Origin of the sequence: Spirillospora sp. NPDC029432 (assembly GCF_040703975.1) — a bacterium.
GTDB lineage: Bacteria > Actinomycetota > Actinomycetes > Streptosporangiales > Streptosporangiaceae > Spirillospora.
The window spans coordinates 1-19126 of sequence record NZ_JBEZWH010000072.1; the positions used below are offsets into that span (position 1 = coordinate 1).

Below are 19126 nucleotides of genomic sequence, written 5' to 3' on the forward strand. Positions count from 1 at the left end.
GGCGCGGCAGCTCGGCCCGCGCGACCGGGGCCGCCTCGACCTCCAGCCGGGGGTCGCCGTCGGGGTACGGGCCGGGCGGCAGCTCGCCGAACGCGCCGTACCCGCCGCCCGGGCCCAGCCCGTGGCCCGGATGCACGGACATGCCCGCCGCGGCCGCGTCCTGGCGGCGCCGGCCGGCCGGGCCGGCGGCCCGCAGGAACGACACCACGGTCGCCAGGATCGTGCCGATGGCCAGGCCGATGGCGGCGTTGCGCGGCAGCTTGCTCGGCGACGCCGCCGAGGAGTCGGCGGTGTCGACGAACTGGACGCCGTCGGTGGCGTTCGCCCGCGCCGAGGTGACGCTGTTCGTCTGGGTCTGCAGCTTGGTCATGCTGCTGGTCAGCAGCCGGTAGGTGTGCGTCCCCCGGGTGGTCAGATCCATCTGCTGGGTGAGCTTCTGCTGGGCCGCCTGGAGGTTGGTGAGCTGCTTGTCGAGCTTGTCGGTGGTGTTCTTGAGCGTGACCTCCTGGTACGCCTGCACCACCGCGTTGGCGGCGCGCGCCGCCGAAGGCATGTCGTCGCCGGTGGCGTTCACGATCACCACGCCGCCGTCGGGCTTGCTGGAGGTCTGCACCCGCCCGCGCAGCTGCTCGCCGGTCAGCGAGGGGCCGCCCTTCTCCTTGACGATCTGGGCGGCCCGCGCCAGCACCGGCGTGGAGCCCGCGAACGCGGCGCGCTGGGCGGTGTAGGTGGCGTAGCCCTGCCCGGAGACCACGCCCATCCCGAGCTCGTTGTTGTCGTTGGTCGGGTCGGTGACCGCGAACCGGGCGGTGGCCGTGACGCTGCTGAACAGCAGCTGGGTCGCGCCGGCCGCCGCCAGGACGGAGACGACGATGATGATGAGCGACATCAGCCGGTAGCGCCAGACGGCCTCGACCAGGCTGATCTCCGGTGTGGCGGGGGTCTGTGCTGTCATCGGGTGCTCTGTGTCCTCACGGAGACGGCATCGGGATCGGTGAGCGCACGGACGGCCTCCCGCAGCTCGCGGTGGTAGCGGTCCCTGCCGAACCGCCGGGCGGCGTCCGCGCGGGCCCGCTTGGCCATCGCCAGCGCGCCGTCCCAGTCGTCCAGCAGGCGGGCGATCCCGTCGGCCAGGGCTTCCGGGTCGTCCGGCGCGACCCGCACGCCGTTCTCGCCGTCGATGACGATCTCCACCAGGCCCTGCGTGGCGGCGGCGACCACCGGCCGGCCGGCCAGCATCGCCTCCACCGCGACGTTACCGAACGGTTCGACGCGCGAGGGCACGATCGCGATGTCCGCCTCGGCGAACGACTCCCAGACCGAGGACCGGAAGCCCGCGAGCACGACGTTCCCGTCCCGCAGCGCGTCGCCGGCCAGTTCCCTCAGCTCCTCCTCGAACCACTCGTAGCCGGGGAAGACGCTGCCGACCAGCGTCAGCGTCGCATCGTACCCCCGCGCGCGGAGCAATCCGGCCGCTTTGACCGCGATGTCGGATCCCTTGCGCGGGGACAGCCGCCCGACCAGCGCGATCCGCACCGGCGGCGCGAGCTCGGCGCGCGGCTCGGCGGGCTCGTCCGGCGGCTCGTCCACGCCGTTGTAGATGATCTCGCTGCGCCGGCCGGGGCCGCCGAGCGCGGCGGCGCTGGCCCGGCTGTTGACCACGATCGTGCGGGCCAGCCGCAGCGGGGCGCCGAGCGCGGCGCGGACCGGGCCGGGCACGTCGTCCTCGGCCTCGTGGACGTGGCACAGCGACGGCACGCGCGCCAGCCTCCCCGCCACCAGCCACAGCGGGATCGTGACGGTGTTCACGTACAGCGCCTCGGCGCGGGTGCGGCGCAGCAGCCGCCACGCCTTCGGCAGCGCCCGGGCGGCGGCGAACGCCAGCCGCACCAGCCCGACCGGCGTCATGTACGCCTTGCGCAGCACCGGCACCGGCAGGATGACGACCTCGGCCCCGGCGTCCCGGAGCACCGGCGACAGCGGGCCGTCGGCGGGCAGCGCGACCACCACGCGGCGCGCCGGCACCAGGGCCCGTACCGACTCGACCAGCATCCGGTCCGAGCCGTACAGGTCGGGCGACGGGTGCGCCAATACCACGGTGGAGCCCGGCTCTCGTTCGCCCACTTCACTCTCCTTCTGGCATTCCAGACACCCTGGCTACCAGTTTCGCGCAACCCTCAGATTAACTCTCCTTAACCGTCAAGACGCCTGACACCGGTTCCGGTTAGCGTTGCGGTCTGAAAAATCCCAATGGATGTGCAAACAGGAGGGCTGGGGGTCACGTGCGCATCGCCATGGTAGGCACTCGCGGAGTGCCGGCGCGCTACGGCGGTTTCGAGACCGCGGTCGAGGAGATCGGCCGCCGGCTCGCCGCCTCCGGGCACGAGGTGACGGTCTACTGCCGCGGGGAGCGCCACCCCGAGAGCGAGTACCTCGGGATGCGGCTGGTCCACCTGCCCGCGCTGAAGAAGAAGGTCGCCGAGACGCTCACCCACACCGGGCTGTCGGTGCTGCACGCCGCCGGGCGGCGGTGCGCGCGCAGGGGTCCGGACGTGGCGCTGGTGTTCAACGCCGCGAACGCGCCGCTGCTGCCGGTGCTGCGGACGCTGCGGATCCCGGTCGCCACCCACGTGGACGGCCTGGAGTGGAAGCGCACCAAGTGGAGCGGGGCGGGCAGGCGCTACTACCGGGCCGCCGAGAGCATGGCCGTGCGCTGGTCGGACGCCCTGATCTCCGACGCCGTCGGCATCCAGGACTACTACACCGAGCGGTTCGGCGCCGACTCGGTCTTCATCCCCTACGGCGCGCCCATCCTGGAGCGGACCGACACCGGCAAGCTCGCCGAGGCCGGGTACGAGCCGGGCGGGTTCCACCTGGTCGTGGCCCGGTTCGAGCCGGAGAACCACGTCCACCTGGCGGTCGACGGCTACCGCCGCAGCAAGGCCGCCAAGCCGCTGGTGGTGGTCGGCTCGGCGCCGTACAACGACGAGTACACCGCCCGGCTGAAGGAGCTGGCGGGCGACGACCCGCGGATCCGGTTCCTCGGCGGCGTGTGGGACCAGGACCTGCTCGACGCGCTGTACGCGGGCGCGCTGACCTACCTGCACGGCCACTCGGTCGGCGGCACCAACCCGTCGCTGCTGCGCGCGATGGGGGCCGGGGCGTCGGTCGTCGCGTACGACGTGAACTTCAACCGCGAGGTGCTGGGCGACGAGGCGGGCCGCTTCTTCGGCGACGCCGAGTCGCTGGCGTGGCGGGTCGAGGAGGCCGAGGCCGACCCGGGCGGCGCCGCGGACCGGGGCGAGGCGGCGCGCAAGCGGGCGAGCGAGCGCTACGTCTGGGACGACGTCGCGACCGCGTACGAGCGGCTCTGCGAGGACCTGCGCGCCCGGCGGCTGACCCGGAAGACGGTCCGCCCGAAGAAGTGACGTTCGTCATGGCGCCGCCGGAACCCGGCGGCGCCTGGCCACAAGTGGACAGCGGAAGGGCCCCGGTGGAGATCACCGGGGCCCTTCTCAGTGCCTTCTCAATGCCTGGCGGTCAGCCCGCAGCTCAGCCCACCGAGTTGGAGGCCGGGCTCGTGACGGCGATGCCGAACGGGTCCTTCACGCGGATCTTGTACGTGTGCGCGCCCGCCGGCGCGTTCTCGTCGACGAACGTGAGGGTCGGCTTGGTCCAGAAGTTCGAGGCCTTCTTGACCGTCCCGATCGGGGTGGTGCCGTTGTCGCGGAGGACCTCGTAGGTGAGGTTCTCGTTGTCCATGTCCCAGGTGGCCTTCCAGGAGATGGTGTTCTTCTTCGTGACCATGCTGCGGCTGGCCTTGGGGGTGCCCAGCTCGGCCTTCACCGGGCCGGCCTTGTTGGGCGCCTTGGCCTTGGTCACGAACCGCACCAGGCCCTGCTGGGCGACGCCGTTGACGCGCGGGAACTCGCCGCCCATCACGACGTACTCCGAGTTGCCGGTCACGGCCCAGGCGGCCTGGTACTGCTTGGTGAACGTCCCCATGGCCAGCGTCGGGTACCAGTGCAGCAGGCTCGGTACCGGCTGCCTGCGGTAGTTGCTGTTGCTGCCGGGGGGCGCCTGGTCCTTGCCGGTGGCGGCGGTGGTCTCCGCCAGCGCCCGGTGCCAGGTCTGCGGGTCGGTCTCGGGGAACGCGCCCAGCGAGGAGCAGTCGTGCGCGTGCGAGACGCTGTACAGCGACTTGCCCTGGGCGAAGACGCCGTAGCTCGCGCCGTAGCAGTTGTCGAGCCACACCAGCTCGCCGGTGGCGGCCTTGGCCGCGAACCGGCCGTCGAACCAGTGGAAGCCCTCGCCGTTGGCCGAGCCGTACACGGTGTCGCCCGAGACGGTCAGGTCCGTGACGTACGAGAACTTGCTGCCCTGCCTGGTCGGGATCGGCCGGCTGCTCCACGCGGCCGTCGCGCCGTTCGAGCCGTTGAGGGCGCCGACGCCGACCTTGGCGCCGCCGTTCAGCTGCTGGAACCGGCCGCCCACGATGACGCGCGAGCCGGAGATGGCCATCGCGAAGACCTCGTCGTCCGCGGTCGGCTTCCAGCTGTCGCTGACGGCGCCGTTGCTGGCCAGCACCGCGGCCATCCGGTTGCGCGACTTGCCGTTGACGTTGAAGAAGTTCCCGCCGAAGAAGACCCACTTGTTGGTCGCGGCGATGGCCCTCACCTTGTTGGACACCTTCGGCGCGAACCCGGCGACGAGCTTGCCGGTGGCGGTGTCGAACGCGGCGAGGCGGCTGTGCGCCTTGCCGTCGACGGTGGTGAACTCGCCGCCGACGTAGACCCGCTTGCCGTCAGGGGAGCGCACGATGCGCAGGCCCTGGCCGTTCAGCGAGTGGTTGAACGAGGTGAGGTTCCCGGTCCTGATGTCGAAGGCGAGGATGTTCTTCCGGGTCACCTCCTTGGAGCTGCCCGGGGCGGTGCCCGCGGGGCGCGCCTTGGTGAAGTTGCCGGTCGCGTAGACGGTGTTCCCGACGGTCGTCATGCTCCACACGACGCCGTTCACCTGCACCGTCGGCAGCGGGTCCGCGGACACGGTCGGCGGCGTGCCCTCCGGCGGGGCGGTGTCGGCCGCGGCCGGCCCGGCCGGGACCATGGAAGCGCCCAGGAGTGCGATGGAAGCGGTCGCGGCCGCCAGGCCGGTCCGGCGTGCCCTCGGGCGCGGAAGCGCTTGAGCTCTCACGAATCGGTTCCCCTGCTCATAAGCCCCCTGTGACCCCAACGGTCACTGCTGGCTAGGCGATGCTAGTGCGTCTCGCGTTCCGTAGTGCACTCCTTATGAAATCGTGACCGGTACCGCCATTCCGGCAGCGAAAAAGAAAGTGCCCCGGGGATGACAACCCCGGGGCACTTTCGCGCGTCGTCGCCGCGCTTAAATCAGATCAGCCTGTGACGCGGATCGCAGTGAAATCGTCGACCGTGAGCGCGAACGGCGCGTTGGTGGCGTTCCCCGCGAGGTAGCTGCGCAGCCCGACGCTGCCGGCGGCCTGGAGGCCGGCGGTGGAGTCGGTGCCGGTGAGCTGCCAGCCGGGCTCGGCCGCGCCGTCCGCCCAGACCTTGGCCCGCAGGGTGGTCGGGCCGGAGCCGGTCACCTGGAGCCGCATCCGCAGCGCCTGGCCGGGCGCGTACGTCAGGCCGGCCACGGTCTGCTCGGCCACGACGGCGGTCTCGGCCTGGGCCGCGTCGGTACGGCTGAGCTGGAGCGAGACCACCCCGGACGGCCGCAGCCGGATCCGGGCCCGGTATTCGCCCTCGCCCTCGACGCGCCGCCCGGCGAGCCAGAAGTAGACGCCGTTGCCGGTGCCCTCCTTGTCGGTGGCGACCTTCACGGAGACGTCGGCGCCCGGGGCGGTGGCGTCCTTGAGGTACGCGCCGCCGCTCTTGGCGGGATCGGCGAGCGCGATGCGCCCGGCACCGCCGGAGACGGACGTGGCGCCCGCGCTGCCGACGGCCGTCCAGGCGCCGCCGGTGTCGGCGTTCCCGAACCCGCTCGCGACCGTGCGGCCGAACGCGTCGGACGCCAGCGTCTGCGTGCTGGCCGTGACTGTGCGGGTGGTCTCGGCGGTCGCGCCGTCGTCATCGGTGACCGTGAGCTTCACCGTGTACTGACCGGCCTCCGCGTACGTGTGGGACGGCGTGGCGCCGGTACCGCTCTGGCCGTCGCCGAAGTCCCACGCGTAGCCCGCGATCGACCCGTCGGAGTCGGCCGAGCCCGAGGCGTCGAACGCGCACTCCTGCCACTCGCAGTCCGCGGTGAACGCGGCGGTCGGCGGCTGGTTCGGGGTGACCGTCCCGGCGCCGACGCCGTGGTGCTCGGTGATCCGGGCCGCGGCGAGCGCGCGCGGGTAGACGGCCACCTCGTCGAGGGTGCCGTTCAGGTGGTCGCTGGACGGCCTGCTCGGCCAGCCGGTGAGGTTGTCTCCGCCCACGCGCCAGTAGCCCGTGTAGCTGGTCTCAGCGCTCTTGACGCTCGCGTCGGCGGCCACCTGCTGCCCGTCGACGTACAGCTTCATGCCGCCGGTGCCGTCGAGCGTGCCGACGATGTGGTGCCACTGGCCGTTGTTGAGGCCGGCGCCGCTCTGGATCGTCTTCACGGAGCCCGGGTAGACGCCGAACACGACCCGCCCGTCGTTGGTCATGTAGAGCTGGCGGTCGTACTTGGTGCTGGCGCCGGTCGCCTGGTTGCCGTACCCGACGATCTTCCCGCCGCTGCCGCTGGTGGTCTTCACCCACGCCTCGAGGCTGAAGTCGCCGGGCATCGGCGCCGTGCCGCTGCCCGCCGTGCCCGCGGAGGTGCCGTTGAACGTGATCGCCTTGTCCGGGTCGTTCGCGATCGCGCCCGCCTGCCCGCGGGTCACGCCCGACCCCACGGTGAGGTCGTTGGTGCCGGCGTTGTCGTACGCGGTGCCGCTGCCCTCGCCGAGCCGCCAGTACGAGTCCGCGCCGTCACCGGTCACGAGCCCGCCGTACGGCCCGGACGTCGAGCCGCCGCCCGGCGTGGCCGCGTTGGAGGCGGCGCTGGTGACGGCGTTGCCGAACGCGTCCTTCACCCGCACCCGGTACGTGTGCGAGGTCCCCGGCTCGGCCGTGGAGTCGAACAGCGTCACCTTCGGCTGCTTCCAGAACGTGGCGCCCTTCTGGGCGGTGCCGACGGGCTCCGTCCCGCCGTCGCGGAGCAGCTCGTAGGTGAGGTTCTCGTTGTCCATGTCCCAGGTGGTCGTCACGCTCACCCGGACCTTGCCGCCGGAGATGCCCTCGGCGGCGGGCGTGCCGAGGTCGGACGCCTGCGGGCCCTCGTCGTTGGGCGCCCTGTCCTTGACGCCGAACCGCACGAGGCCCTGCTGGTTGGTCCCGTTCACGCGCGGGAACTCGCCGCCCATCGCGATGTACTCGGAGGTGCCGGTGACGGCCCAGGCGGCCTGGTTCTGGCCGGTGAACGTCCCCATGGCCAGCGTCGGGTACCAGTGCAGCAGGCTCGGGACGGGCTGGCCGCTGTAGTGGCTGCCCGTGCCGGGGGGCGCCTGGTCGGTGCCGGTCGGGTACGCCGTCTCGGCGAGCGCGCGGTGCCAGGTCTGCGGGCTGGTCTCCGGGAACGCGCCGAGCGAGGAGCAGTCGTGGGCGTGCGAGACGCTGTAGACGGACTGGTCCTGGGCGAAGATGCCGTAGCTGGCGCCGTAGCAGTTGTCGAGCCAGACCAGGTCGCCGGTGGCGGCCTTGGCCGCGAACCGGCCGTCGAAGACGTGGTAGCCCTCGCCGTTGGCGGAGGCGAAGACCGTGTCGCCGGAGACGTGCAGGTCGGTGACGTAGGAGTAGCGGGTCCCCGACTTGCTGGGGATCGGCCGGCTGCTCCAGGGCGCCAGCGCGCCGGTGGTGGCGTCGATCGCGCCGATGCCGACCTGGGCGGTGGCGTTCAGCGTCTGGAAGCGCCCGCCGACCAGCACGCGCTGGTCGCCCGGGGCCATCGCCATCGCGAAGACCTCGTCGTCGTCGGCGGTGGGCCGCCAGGTGTCGACGTTGGTGCCGTCGGACGCCTTCACGGCCGCGAGCCGGGTGCGCGACTTGCCGTTGACGTTGAAGAAGTTGCCGCCGAAGTAGACGGTCGAGCCGGTCGCGGCGATGGCGCGGACCTTGTTCGACACGGTCGGGGCGAAGTTCGGGTCGAGCGCGCCGGTGGCGGTGTCGAACGCCGCGATCCGGCTGCGCGCCTGGCCGTCCACCGTGGTGAACTCGCCGCCGACGTAGACGCGGCTGCCGTCCGGCGAGGCGACGATGCGCAGGCCCTGGCCGTTCAGCGAGTGGTCGAACGACTCGACGAGGTCGCCGGTGCGGATGTCGAACGCAAGGATGTTCTGCCGGTCGACCTCCTGCGCGGATCCGGCGGCGGTGCCCGGCGGGCGCGCCTTGGTGAAGTTGCCGGTCGCGTAGACGGTGTTCCCGACGGTCGTCATGCTCCACACGACGCCGTTCACCTGCCAGGTGGGCAGCGGGTCCGCGGAAACGGTCGGCGGCGTGCCCTGCGGCGGCGCGGTGTCGGCCGCGGCCGGCCCGGCCGGCAGCGCGGCCACCGAGAGGGAAACCGTGGAGAACGCCGCCGCGATGGCGAGAACGGCCCGTCTCAGGCCCGGCCGCGCGGTAGAAAGAACTTTCACCGGATAGAGTCCCCTGCCCATCAAAAGAGACAAAAAGCAAAAATTAGACTAGCCGCGCCACTGTCTACACTGGTGGCCACTACCGGCACTTCCGGTCCCCCGCCCCCGGCACGCCGGCCACCGCCGACGAAGATCGAGGAGATATCCGCATGCCCCTCTCGGGATCGCGCCCGCCCCTTTCCCCGCGTCCGGCGGGCCGGGGCGCGACGCTCGCCCTGGCGCCGGTGGTGGCGCTCGCGCTGGCGCTGACGGGCTGCTCGGGCGATGACAAGAAGCCCGCCGCCGGGCCGAAGCCGCCGCCCGCCAGCGAGCAGCCGCAGGAGCAGGCGACCGCGGCGCCCGGGTCCAAGACGTTCGGCTCGACCACGGCGGGACTGCGCAAGCCGGTCACCTACGACGACAAGATCACCGTCGCCATCAACGACATCCGGTACGTGAAGAACCAGGCCAAGGGCCCCGGCGAGCTGACCGGCAACACCCTCACCATCTTCACGCTGCGCTTCACCAACGGGTCCGGGCAGCCGCTCGACCTCAACAAGGTGAAGGTCGTCGCCAAGTACGGCAGCGCCCGCACCGAGGCCAGCCCGACGTCGTACGCCGACTTCAACGACTTCCACGGCACGGTCGCCCCCGGCGCGCACCGGTCCGCGTCGTACGCCTTCGACCTGCCGCCCGAGGGCTACAAGAACGTGGTGCTGGGCGTGAACTTCGACGACAAGCACAAGACGGCCGTCTTCGCCGGATCCCTGAAGCAGTAGCCGCCCAAGTCAGGGCAGGGAACCCGCCGATCAGTGAGCTCATCGTCTCCCGACCATGAGAGAGCAGTGACTTCGCGCGTCCGGTGAGTCCCCTGCGGGCAGGTCTTACCTATCGTGTCCCCCGGGGGTAAAGGGATTCCGTCATGGCGTCTTCCGGTTCGCGGCCCGCCGCCCGCCGTTCACTGACCGCCGGCCTGGTGGCCCTGCCCGTCGCGGCCGCCGCTGGCCTGCTGGCCTGGCAGCTTCCCCGGGGAGGGGAGGAGGCGCCGCTTCCGGTCGAGGTGACCGGCCCGCCCGGCGCCCTGACCATGGGCGCCACCAGCTACAAGATCCCGGACGCGGCCGTCATCGTCGCACCGTCGGGGGACGACGCGTCCCCCGGGTCGGCGGGCAAGCCGGTGCGGACGGTCGCCAAGGCCATCGCCAAGGCCCGCGACGGCGACACGATCGTGCTGCGCGCCGGGACGTACCACGAGTCGGTCACCGTGCCCGAGGGCAAGCGGCTGACGATCCAGGCCCATCCCGGCGAGCCGGTCTGGTTCGACGGCAGCTCCGCCGTCGACGGGTGGGAGCGCGCGGACGGCGCGTGGGTCAAGCGCGGCTGGACGCACCGGTTCGACCACAGCCCGACCTACTCGAAGGGCGCGCCGCAGAACAGCGACCCCGACTTCCAGTTCGTCGACCCGGAGTACCCGATGGCCGCCCATCCCGACCAGGTGTGGATCGACGGGCGGCCGCAGCGCCAGGTCGGGAAGCGCGCCCAGGTGGAGGAGGGCACGTTCTACGTCGACGAGGAGGGCGACCGGCTCTACCTCGGCTCCGACCCCGGCGGCCGCAAGGTGCGCGCCTCGACGCTCGGCGAGGCGATCACCATCCGGGGCGCCGGGTCGACGCTGCGCGGGATCGGGGTGCGCCGGTACGCCACCTCGCTGCCCGATCTCGGCACCGTCAAGGCCGTCGCCGACCGGGTGACCGTGGAGAACGTGGCCGTCACCGACTCGGCCACGCAGGGCCTCAGCGTGCTGGGGAAGCGGGCGCGGATCCGGCAGGTGACCACGGCCCGCAACGGCCTGCTCGGCATCCACGCCAACCACGCCGACGACCTGCGGATCGAGCTGGCCCGCTCGACCGGCAACAACACCGAGCGGTTCAAGCAGTCCCCGGTCTCCGGCGGCATCAAGATCACCCGGTCCCGGACGGTCTCGGTGACCCGCAGCGTCCTGGACGGCAACCGCGGCAAGGGCGTCTGGCTGGACGAGTCCGTGCACGGCATCACGGTCGCCGGCAACCGGATCCTGAACAACGCCGGCCACGCCGTCGTGCTGGAGCTGAGCGCCAAGGCCGTGGTGGCGGGCAACCTGATCCGCGGCAACGGCGGCGACGGGATGAAGATCAACAACACCGCCGGGGTGCGGATCTGGAACAACACGCTGGCCGGAAACGGCCGCACCGTCCACCTCGTCCAGGACGACCGCAGCCCCGACAAGCCGGGCACGCCCGGCCGCGACCCGCGGCAGCCGTTCCCCGACCCCACCATGACCTGGAGGCTCGGCGAGATCACGGTGAGCAGCAACGTGCTCGCCGACGCCAAGGACGGCGCGCCGTGCCTGCTCTGCGTCGAGGACCACACCCACAAGCGGTCCGGCGGCGAGATGAAGATCGAGGTCGACGGCAACCTCTACGCCCGGCCCGACGCCGGCTCGCCCGAGCACCTCGCGGTCTGGTCGCGGGGCGAGGGCGAGCCGCACCGGCTGGGCGACCTCGCCGCGTTCAAGGCGAAGACCGGCCAGGAGGACCACGGGCTGGCCTACGACTCCGCCGAGGCGGTCGGCAGGGACGGCGCCCTCGGCCGCAAGGCCGCCGCCGACGCCGCCCGCGCCGCCCGGCCGCTGCCGGAACCGATCGCGAAGCTGCTCGGCAAGAAGGGCGGGGTCCGGCACATGGGCACCTGGAACATCAACGCCGTATAGCCACGGACACCGCCACGAACACCGCCCATAGCCACGAATCCGACTCCCGGGCGCCCGTATCCTTACCCCCATGACGTCGACGGGCCGCTTCCCGCGCCCGACGCTCCTCCCCCGGCACCGCGCCCGCCCGGCCGTGCCGTCGTCCGGCTGGTGGAGCGTCGTGCTGCCACTGGCCCTCATGCTGTCCAGCGACTACAAGCTGCGCAGCCGCGACGTGGACCAGGCCGTGGGCGGCAGCGCCGACCTGACCGTGCTCGTCGAGATCGGCGTGTACGGCTTCGCCGCGCTCTACCTCTACTACCGGTTCGGGCTGCGCGCCCCGTCCCGGCCCGCCACCGGGCTGCTGCTGGCGGCGTGGGCCTGGGCCGGCTACGTGGCGATGTCCGCGCTGTGGTCGCCGTTCATGTCGCTCGGCGCGGTCCGCGGCGTCCAGCTGCTGATCACCATGTGCCTGGCGTTCACCCTCGCCAAGCGGGCCGAGCCGCGCGACATGCACCGGCTGGCGCACGCGTTCATCGCGATCGTGCTGGTCTCGGTCGCGATCGGCGTCGTGCACCCGTTCCCGCGCACGTCCCGCACCGAGGACCGCTTCAACTGGCTGTTCGTGCACCCGGTCGTCGCGGGCGTGTACCTGGCGGTCGGCATCCTGCTGACAACGAGCTACCTGATCCGGATGGAGCGGGCCGAGCACCGGCTCTGGCATCCGCTGACCTACCTGGGCGCCATGGCGGTCCTCACCGGGGCGCTGGTGGCCACCGGGACCCGCGGCGCGGCGGCCGGGTGCGCGGTGGGGCTGGTCGTCCTGCTCGCCACGTCGCGGGGGCCGCGCGGCCGGATCGACGTCATGGTCCTGGGAGCCGCCGTCGCCACCGTGGCCGTGCTGGCGTTCTCGGACAAGATCCTGGCGTTCGTGGCGCGCGGCGAGACGGCCGCGAAGGTGGCCTCGCTCAACTCCCGTACGGAGCTGTGGACGTTCGCGATGCAGGCGTACCGGGAGGAGCCGCTGTTCGGGCACGGCCTGGGCGCCTCGCGCGGCATCTTCCTGGACGACATCGGCCTCGGCGGCGCGCACAACGCGTTCGTCAACGCGATGGTCGACAACGGGACGGTCGGCGCGGCGATCTTCATCGTGCTGCTGCTCGTGCTGGCCTTCGTGCTGCTGCTCATGGCGCGGCAGCGCACGCTCCGCACCGACGCCGGCATGCTGCTGGGCATCCTCGCGTTCTTCGTGGTGAACAGCATCACCACCGAGTACCTGGCCGCGCCCGCCAACGTGTCGGGGATCTGGCTGATGCTCCTGGTCTGCTGGACCGAGGTGCTGCGCCGCCAGGGCGGCGATCCCATCCCCCGGCACGCCCTAAGCTGACGCGCGTGGACCCCCTGAGCATCGAAGGCGCCTACGCCTTCACCCCCCGCGTGCACGGCGACGACCGAGGCTCGTTCCACGAGTGGTTCCGCACGGACCTGCTCGACCAGGCCGGGCACTCCTTCTCGCTCGCCCAGGCGAACTGCTCGGTCTCGTCCAGGGGCACCCTGCGCGGGATCCACTTCGCCGACGTGCCGCCGAGCCAGGCGAAGTGGGTGACGTGCGTGCGCGGCGCCATCCTGGACGCGGTCGTGGACATCCGCGTCGGGTCGCCCACGTTCGGGAAGTACGACGCCGTACGGCTGGACGCGGAGAACCGCCGCTGCCTGTACATCGCGGAGGGCCTCGGCCACTCGTTCATGGCCCTGACCGACGACACGACGGTCATCTACCTCTGCTCGGAGCCGTACGCGCCCGCGCGCGAGCACGGCGTCCACCCCCTGGACCCGGACCTGGGCATCGCCTGGCCGGAGGGCGTCGAGCCGGTGCTGTCCCCCAAGGACGCCGCCGCGCCGTCGCTGGCCGAGGCGGAGAAGGCGGGACTGCTGCCCTCCTACCAGGACTGCCTGGACTTCTACGCCTCCTGAGGCCAGGCGAGCATCGCCGCCTCCGCGACGGCCTCCAGCTCGGCGCGCGTCGCGCCGTCCCGCGCCTGCTGTGACATCCCCTGGATGACGGCGCCGGTGAACTGGGCGAGCCGGCGCGGGCCGGTGCCCGCGGGCAGCACGCCGGCCGCCACGTCGGCCTCGATCATGGCCTGGAACGCGCGGATGTTGGTGTTGCGCAGCCCCCGCAGGCGCTCCTCCACCTCCGCGGAACCGGGCGCGCAGTTGGTCGCGGCGGTGATCACCAGGCAGCCGCGGGGACGGGCCGGGTCGGTGTAGGCGGCCGCCGCCTCGCGCAGGATCCGCTCGATCGCGCGCCTCGCGGTCGGCTCCTCCTCCATCGCGCGGGCCATGAACTCGCCGTACCGGGCGCGGTGGTGGTCCACGACCTCGTCGAACAGCGTCCGCTTGTCGCCGAACGCCGCGTACAGGCTGGGCGCGCCGATCCCCATCGCCCGGGTCAGGTCCGCGATGGAGGTCGCGTCGTACCCGTGCGCCCAGAACAGCAGCATGGCCTGCTCCAGGGCCTCCTCCCGGTCGAACGACCGGGGCCGCCCGCGCTGCTTCGTCACCATGCCCCCGATTCTATAGCGCTCGCTAGATAATGTGCTACGGTCCCTTTCTGTAACGATCACTAGGGAAGGTGTGAACGACCATGAGCGGACCTCTGGACGGGAAGACGACGCTGGTCACGGGCGGCAGCCGGGGCATCGGGCGGGGCATCGCACTGCGCCTGGCGGCCGACGGAGCGCGCGTGGCGGTGCACTACGGCAGCAACGAGACGGCGGCCAAGGAGACGGTCGCGGAGATCGAAGCCGCGGGCGGCCGGGCGTTCGCGATCGGCGCGGAGCTGGGCGTGCCTGGCGACGCCGAGGCGCTGTGGGCCGCCTTCGACCGCGAGGCGGACGGGCTGGACATCCTGGTCAACAACGCAGGGATCACCCTCAACGAGACCATCGAGAACGTCACCGAGGAGGGCTACGACCGGCTCTTCGCGGTCAACGCCAAGGCGCCGTTCTTCATCGTCAAGCACGGCCTGGAGCGGCTGCGCGACGGCGGCCGGATCGTCAACGTGTCCACCGGGGCGACCCGTATCGCGATGCCGGAGATCGGCGCGTACGCGATGACGAAGGGCGCGCTGGAGGCGCTGACGCTCGCCCTGGCGCAGCAGCTCGGGCCGCGCGGCATCACCGTCAACTCCGTCGCGCCCGGCATCGTCGAGACCGACATGAACGCCTGGCTGGCCGACCCGGCGGCGCGCGCGGGGGCCGCGGCGTACTCGACGTTCAACCGGGTCGGCCAGGCCGCCGACATCGCCGGGATCGTCGCGTTCCTCGCCTCGGACGACTCGGGCTGGGTCACCGGCCAGCGGATCGACGGGACCGGCGGCTCCCTGCTCGGGATCGCCCCGGCCGCCTGATCAGCGCGGCAGTTCGGGCCAGGCGGCGTGCAGGGCCTCCCGCCAGCCGCGCATCGGGCCCAGCCCGGCGGCGGCCCAGCGGTGATGGCCCAGCACGCTGTACGCGGGGCGCGGCGCGGGACGGGCGAACTCGGCGCTGGTGACCGGCCGGACGCGGCCGGGATCCAGGCCGAGCAGGGTGAAGATCTCGCGGACGAGGCCGTACCAGGTGACCTGGCCGGAGTTCGTCCCGTGGTAGATCCCGGGCGGCGCCCCGCGTTCCACCATCGCGATGATCCGGTCGGCCAGGTCGCCCGTCCAGGTGGGCTGGCCGAGCTGGTCGTCGACCACGGAGACCGTGTCGCGCTCGGCGGCCAGCCGGATCATGGTGCGGACGAAGTTGGGGCCGTGCGCGCCGTACAGCCAGGCCGTCCGGACGATGTACGCGCCCGCCTTCGCCGCCGCCTGCTCCCCCGCCAGCTTGGTGCGGCCGTAGGCGTTCACCGGGTTCGTGGGGGCGCTCTCGGCGTACGGGCGGTCGCCGCGGCCGTCGAAGACGTAGTCGGTGGAGATCTGGACGAGCCGGGCACCGGTCTCCACGCACGCGTCCGCCAGCGTCTCGACGGCCGTGCCGTTGACGGCCAGCGCCGCGTCCTCGTCCGCCTCGGCGGCGTCGACGGCCGTCCAGGCCGCGCAGTTGACCACCGTGGACGGGCGGTGCTCCCGGAGCGCGCCGCGGACGGCGTCCGGGTCGAGCAGGTCGAGTTCGGCGCGGCCGAGCGCGACCGCCCCGGGCAGGCGCGCGGTCAGGTCGGTGCCCAGCATCCCGCCGGCACCGGTGACGAGCCAGGTCACCGGGCGTCCTCGGCGCGCTTCTTGAGCGGCTCCCACCAGTCGCGGTTCTCCTCGTACCAGCGGACGGTCGCCGCCAGCCCCTCCTCGAACCCGATCGCCGGCGCGTACCCGAGCCCGCGCAGCTTGGCGTCGTCGAGCGAGTAGCGGCGGTCGTGGCCCTTGCGGTCGGCGACCCGCTCCACCCGGTCCCAGCCGGCGCCGAGGGCGTCCAGGAGGCGCTCGGTGAGCTCCAGGTTGGTCAGCTCGGCCGTGCCCGCGATGTGGAACACCTCGCCCGGCTCCGACTCGCCGGCGCGCTCGGCGACGAGCTGGATGCCGCGGCAGTGGTCGGCGACGTGGATCCAGTCGCGGACGTTGCCGCCGTCCCCGTACAGCGGGACCGTGCGGCCGTCCATCAGGTTGGTCGCGAACAGCGGGATGACCTTCTCGGGGAACTGGTACGGCCCGTAGTTGTTGCCGCAACGCGTGATGCTGACCGGCAGGCCGTGCGTGCGGGCGTACGCGCGCGCGATCATGTCGCCGCCCGCCTTGGCCGCCGAGTACGGCGAGTTCGGCGCGAGCGGCGCGTCCTCGGCCCACGAGCCCGCGTCGATGCTGCCGTACACCTCGTCGGTGGAGACCTGCACGATCCGCGGCGTGCCGGCGTCCAGGCACGCCTGCATGAGCGCCTGCACGCCCTGCACGTTCGTCCGGACGAACTCGCCCGCGCTGGCGATCGAGCGGTCCACGTGCGACTCGGCGGCGAAGTTGATCACGACGTCGTGGCCGGGCACCAGGTGCGCGAGCAGCTCGTCGTTGCAGACGTCGCCGTGCACGAACGCGAACCTCCCCGCCACCGGCTCCAGGTTGGCGAGGTCGCCCGCGTAGGTGAGCTTGTCCAGCACGGTGACCTCGGCGCCGGCGAACGCCTCGTACCCGCCGGAGACCAACTCCCGGACGTAGTGCGACCCGATGAAGCCGGCCCCGCCGGCGACCAGCACTCTCATTCGCTGACCCTCATTTGCTGATCTGCACTTTGCTGTGGTCTCCCAGGACGAGACGGTGGGCCTTCGGAACGCGGGGCGCCGGGGTGACCTCGGCCTCCCGGCCGATGAGCGAGACCTCGATCCGGCCGACGCCGTCGATGGACGCGCCGCGCAGCACGATCGAGTACTCGATCTCGCTGTCGATGACCGAGCAGTCCCGGTCGATCGAGGTGAACGGGCCGACGTAGGAGTCGCGGACGACCGACCCGGCCCCCACGATCGCGGGGCCGACGATGCGGGACCCGGCGACGGACGCGCCCGCCTCCACCACCACCCGGCCGATCAGCTCGGACGCCGCGTCCACGTCGCCCTCGACGGACGGCTCGACGCTCTCCAGGACCAGCCGGTTGACCTCCAGCATGTCGGTGACGTTGCCGGTGTCCTTCCAGTAGCCCGAGATCACCGTGGACTCGACCCGGTGGCCCTCGTCCAGCAGCGTCTGGATCGCGTCGGTGATCTCCAGCTCGTCCCGCCAGGACGGCTTGAGCCCCGCGACCGCCGCGTGCACGGCCGGGCTGAACAGGTAGACGCCGACGAGCGCGAGGTCGCTCTTGGGCTCGGCCGGCTTCTCCTCCAGGCCGATCACGCGGCCGGCGGCGTCCAGCTCGGCCACGCCGAACGCGCGCGGGTCCGACACCCGCGTCAGCATGATCTGCGCCTGCGGCCGCTCCCGCCGGAACCGCTCGACCAGCCCGCTGATGCCGCCGACGATGAAGTTGTCGCCCAGGTACATCACGAAGTCGTCGTCGCCGAGGAACTCGCGGGCGATGAGGACCGCGTGCGCCAGCCCGCGCGGCGCGTCCTGCTCCAGGTAGGTGACCTGGAGGCCGAACCGCGAACCGTCGCCGACCGCCCGCCGGATCTCCGCCGCCGTGTCGCCCACCACGATCCCGACCTCGCTGATCCCGGCGTCCCGGATCGCCTCAAGGCCGTAGAACAGCACCGGCTTGTTGGCCACCGGCACCAGCTGCTTGGCCGAGGTGTGCGTGATCGGGCGCAGCCGCGACCCGGCGCCGCCCGCCAGTACGAGCGCCTTCACGTCGCGTGCCGGAGGGGTGGGGGGACGTACGGGCTCAACGAGGCTCCAGGGGGTGCCGGGTTGTCGGATTACGCATCGACATTACCGGCACTTCCAGCGGCTTCGTCCCCCCGTCCGGCTGGCCGGGACCGGCCCGCGCGGCGCGTGAACCGATCCCCGCCCTCCGTGTCCGGGCCGCTACTTCGCGCCGATGATCATCCCGGCCGCGACGGTGTTGTTGGTGACCTCGTCGATGAGGACGAAGCCGCCCGTCAGCCGGTTGCGGCCGTAGTCGTCGACGAACAGCGGCTGGGTGACCCGCAGCGAGATCCGGCCGATCTCGTTCAGGCCCAGCGCGTCCGCCGAGTCGTCGCGGTGCAGCGTGTTGACGTCCAGCCGGTACTGCAGGTCCTTGACCATCGCCTTCGCGGTGCGGGTGGTGTGCTTGACGACCACCTTCATCCGCGGCGTGAGCGTGCGGTCGGGCGTCATCCAGCAGACCATCGCGTCCAGGTCCTGCGCCGTCTCCGGCCGGTTGTGCGGCCGGGCGATCATGTCGCCGCGGGAGATGTCGATGTCGTCGGCCAGCCGCAGCGTGACCGACATCGGCTGGTACGCCTCCTCGACCGGGCCGTTCGGGCCGTCGATGTGGGTGATGGTCGTGGTCAGCCCGGACGGCAGGTGCACGACCTCGTCGCCCGGCTTGAGCACGCCGCCCGCGACCTGGCCCGCGTAGCCGCGGTAGTCGTGCAGCTCCGGGTCGGTCGACTTGTGCGGGCGGATCACGTACTGCACCGGGAACCGCACGTCGATCAGGTTGCGGTCGGACGCGATGTGCACGTGCTCCAGGTGGTGCAGCAGCGAGCTGCCCTGGTACCACGGGGTGTTCGGGGAGCGGTCCACCACGTTGTCGCCGTGCAGCGCCGAGATCGGGATGAACGTGAGGTCGGAGACCTCCAGCTTCGCCGCGAACTTCGTGAACTCGTCCACGATGTCCTCGAACCGCCTCTGGTCGTAGTCGACCAGGTCCATCTTGTTGACTGCGACCACCAGGTGCGGGACCTTCAGCAGCGTGGTCAGGAACGCGTGCCGCCGGGACTGCTCCAGGATGCCCTTGCGCGCGTCCACCAGGATGATCGCCAGATCGGCGGTGGAGGCGCCGGTGACCATGTTCCGGGTGTACTGGATGTGCCCGGGGGTGTCGGCGATGATGAACTTGCGCCGCGGCGTCGCGAAGTAGCGGTACGCCACGTCGATCGTGATGCCCTGCTCGCGCTCGGCCCGCAGCCCGTCGGTGAGCAGCGCCAGGTTGGTGTACTCCTCGCCGCGGTCGGCGCTGGTGCGCTCCACCGACTCCAGCTGGTCCTCGAAGATCGACTTGGAGTCGAACAGCAGCCGGCCGATGAGCGTGGACTTGCCGTCGTCCACCGAGCCGGCGGTGGCGAACCGCAGGATGTCCATCTGCTTGCCG

15 protein-coding genes are annotated in these 19126 nt (G+C 72.0%); 6 read left to right on the top strand and 9 right to left on the bottom strand.

From position 1 onward, the window contains the following. Both AB0881_RS35035 and AB0881_RS35040 read right to left on the bottom strand, forming a co-directional pair. Positions 1-955 (bottom strand): hypothetical protein (locus AB0881_RS35035; RefSeq protein ID WP_366624116.1); only part of this gene is annotated, 955 nt, incomplete at its 3' end. Then, positions 952-2124, bottom strand: a complete 1173-nt coding sequence (locus AB0881_RS35040; protein ID WP_366624118.1) for a glycosyltransferase family 4 protein — start codon at positions 2122-2124, stop codon at positions 952-954. The genes AB0881_RS35040 and AB0881_RS35035, both read right to left, overlap by 4 nt. A 188-nt stretch (positions 2125-2312) precedes the next feature. On the opposite strand from AB0881_RS35040, the gene AB0881_RS35045 reads away from it, so the two are divergent. After that, positions 2313-3428, top strand: coding sequence for a DUF1972 domain-containing protein (locus AB0881_RS35045; RefSeq protein ID WP_366624120.1), 1116 nt, complete (start codon positions 2313-2315; stop codon positions 3426-3428). Between the two features lie 124 nt (positions 3429-3552). Here AB0881_RS35045 and AB0881_RS35050 read toward each other — a convergent pair whose 3' ends face one another. Both AB0881_RS35050 and AB0881_RS35055 read right to left on the bottom strand, forming a co-directional pair. Then, the gene (locus tag AB0881_RS35050) at positions 3553-5106 is read right to left on the bottom strand and encodes a hypothetical protein (protein WP_366624121.1); all 1554 of its coding nucleotides are present in this window, start codon (positions 5104-5106) and stop codon (positions 3553-3555) included. 286 nt (positions 5107-5392) lie between these two features. Beyond that, entirely contained in the window at positions 5393-8575 is a 3183-nt protein-coding gene (locus AB0881_RS35055; protein ID WP_366624123.1) for a LamG-like jellyroll fold domain-containing protein, read from the bottom strand. Positions 8576-8808: 233 nt separating this feature from the next. Between AB0881_RS35055 and AB0881_RS35060 the strand changes: the two genes are divergently transcribed. The 4 genes from AB0881_RS35060 to rfbC all read left to right on the top strand — a co-directional run bounded on the left by AB0881_RS35060 (position 8809) and on the right by rfbC (position 13340). Further along, positions 8809-9417, top strand: coding sequence for a hypothetical protein (locus AB0881_RS35060; RefSeq protein WP_366624125.1), 609 nt, complete (start codon positions 8809-8811; stop codon positions 9415-9417). Between the two features lie 143 nt (positions 9418-9560). Further along, positions 9561-11387: a right-handed parallel beta-helix repeat-containing protein gene (locus AB0881_RS35065; RefSeq protein WP_366624126.1), complete on the top strand. Its 1827-nt coding sequence runs from the start codon at positions 9561-9563 to the stop codon at positions 11385-11387. Between the two features lie 70 nt (positions 11388-11457). Beyond that, on the top strand, positions 11458-12753 hold the full coding sequence (locus AB0881_RS35070) for an O-antigen ligase family protein (protein WP_366624128.1): 1296 nt from the start codon (positions 11458-11460) through the stop codon (positions 12751-12753). 5 nt (positions 12754-12758) lie between these two features. Beyond that, positions 12759-13340: a dTDP-4-dehydrorhamnose 3,5-epimerase gene (rfbC, locus tag AB0881_RS35075; protein WP_366624130.1), complete on the top strand. Its 582-nt coding sequence runs from the start codon at positions 12759-12761 to the stop codon at positions 13338-13340. On the opposite strand, the gene AB0881_RS35080 is transcribed toward rfbC, so the two are convergent. Further along, the gene (locus AB0881_RS35080; RefSeq protein ID WP_366624132.1) at positions 13328-13933 is read right to left on the bottom strand and encodes a TetR/AcrR family transcriptional regulator; all 606 of its coding nucleotides are present in this window, start codon (positions 13931-13933) and stop codon (positions 13328-13330) included. The two genes, rfbC and AB0881_RS35080, sit on opposite strands and share 13 nt — an antisense overlap. 80 nt (positions 13934-14013) lie before the next feature. Between AB0881_RS35080 and AB0881_RS35085 the strand changes: the two genes are divergently transcribed. Then, entirely contained in the window at positions 14014-14778 is a 765-nt protein-coding gene (locus AB0881_RS35085) for an SDR family oxidoreductase (protein ID WP_366624134.1), read from the top strand. Here AB0881_RS35085 and rfbD read toward each other — a convergent pair whose 3' ends face one another. The 4 genes from rfbD to AB0881_RS35105 all read right to left on the bottom strand — a co-directional run bounded on the left by rfbD (position 14779) and on the right by AB0881_RS35105 (position 19116). Then, positions 14779-15612: a dTDP-4-dehydrorhamnose reductase gene (gene rfbD, locus AB0881_RS35090; protein WP_366624136.1), complete on the bottom strand. Its 834-nt coding sequence runs from the start codon at positions 15610-15612 to the stop codon at positions 14779-14781. Further along, positions 15609-16598 carry a dTDP-glucose 4,6-dehydratase gene (gene rfbB / locus AB0881_RS35095; RefSeq protein ID WP_366624138.1) on the bottom strand — a complete coding sequence of 330 codons (990 nt, stop codon included), beginning with the start codon at positions 16596-16598 and terminating at the stop codon, positions 15609-15611. The genes rfbD and rfbB overlap by 4 nt, the downstream gene beginning before the upstream one ends. A gap of 10 nt (positions 16599-16608) precedes the next feature. Continuing rightward, complete coding sequence (locus AB0881_RS35100) at positions 16609-17676, bottom strand: glucose-1-phosphate thymidylyltransferase (RefSeq protein WP_366624140.1); 1068 nt, start codon at positions 17674-17676, stop codon at positions 16609-16611. Positions 17677-17853: 177 nt separating this feature from the next. After that, positions 17854-19116 carry a GTP-binding protein gene (locus AB0881_RS35105; RefSeq protein WP_366624179.1) on the bottom strand — a complete coding sequence of 421 codons (1263 nt, stop codon included), beginning with the start codon at positions 19114-19116 and terminating at the stop codon, positions 17854-17856. Positions 19117-19126: the final 10 nt, after the last annotated feature.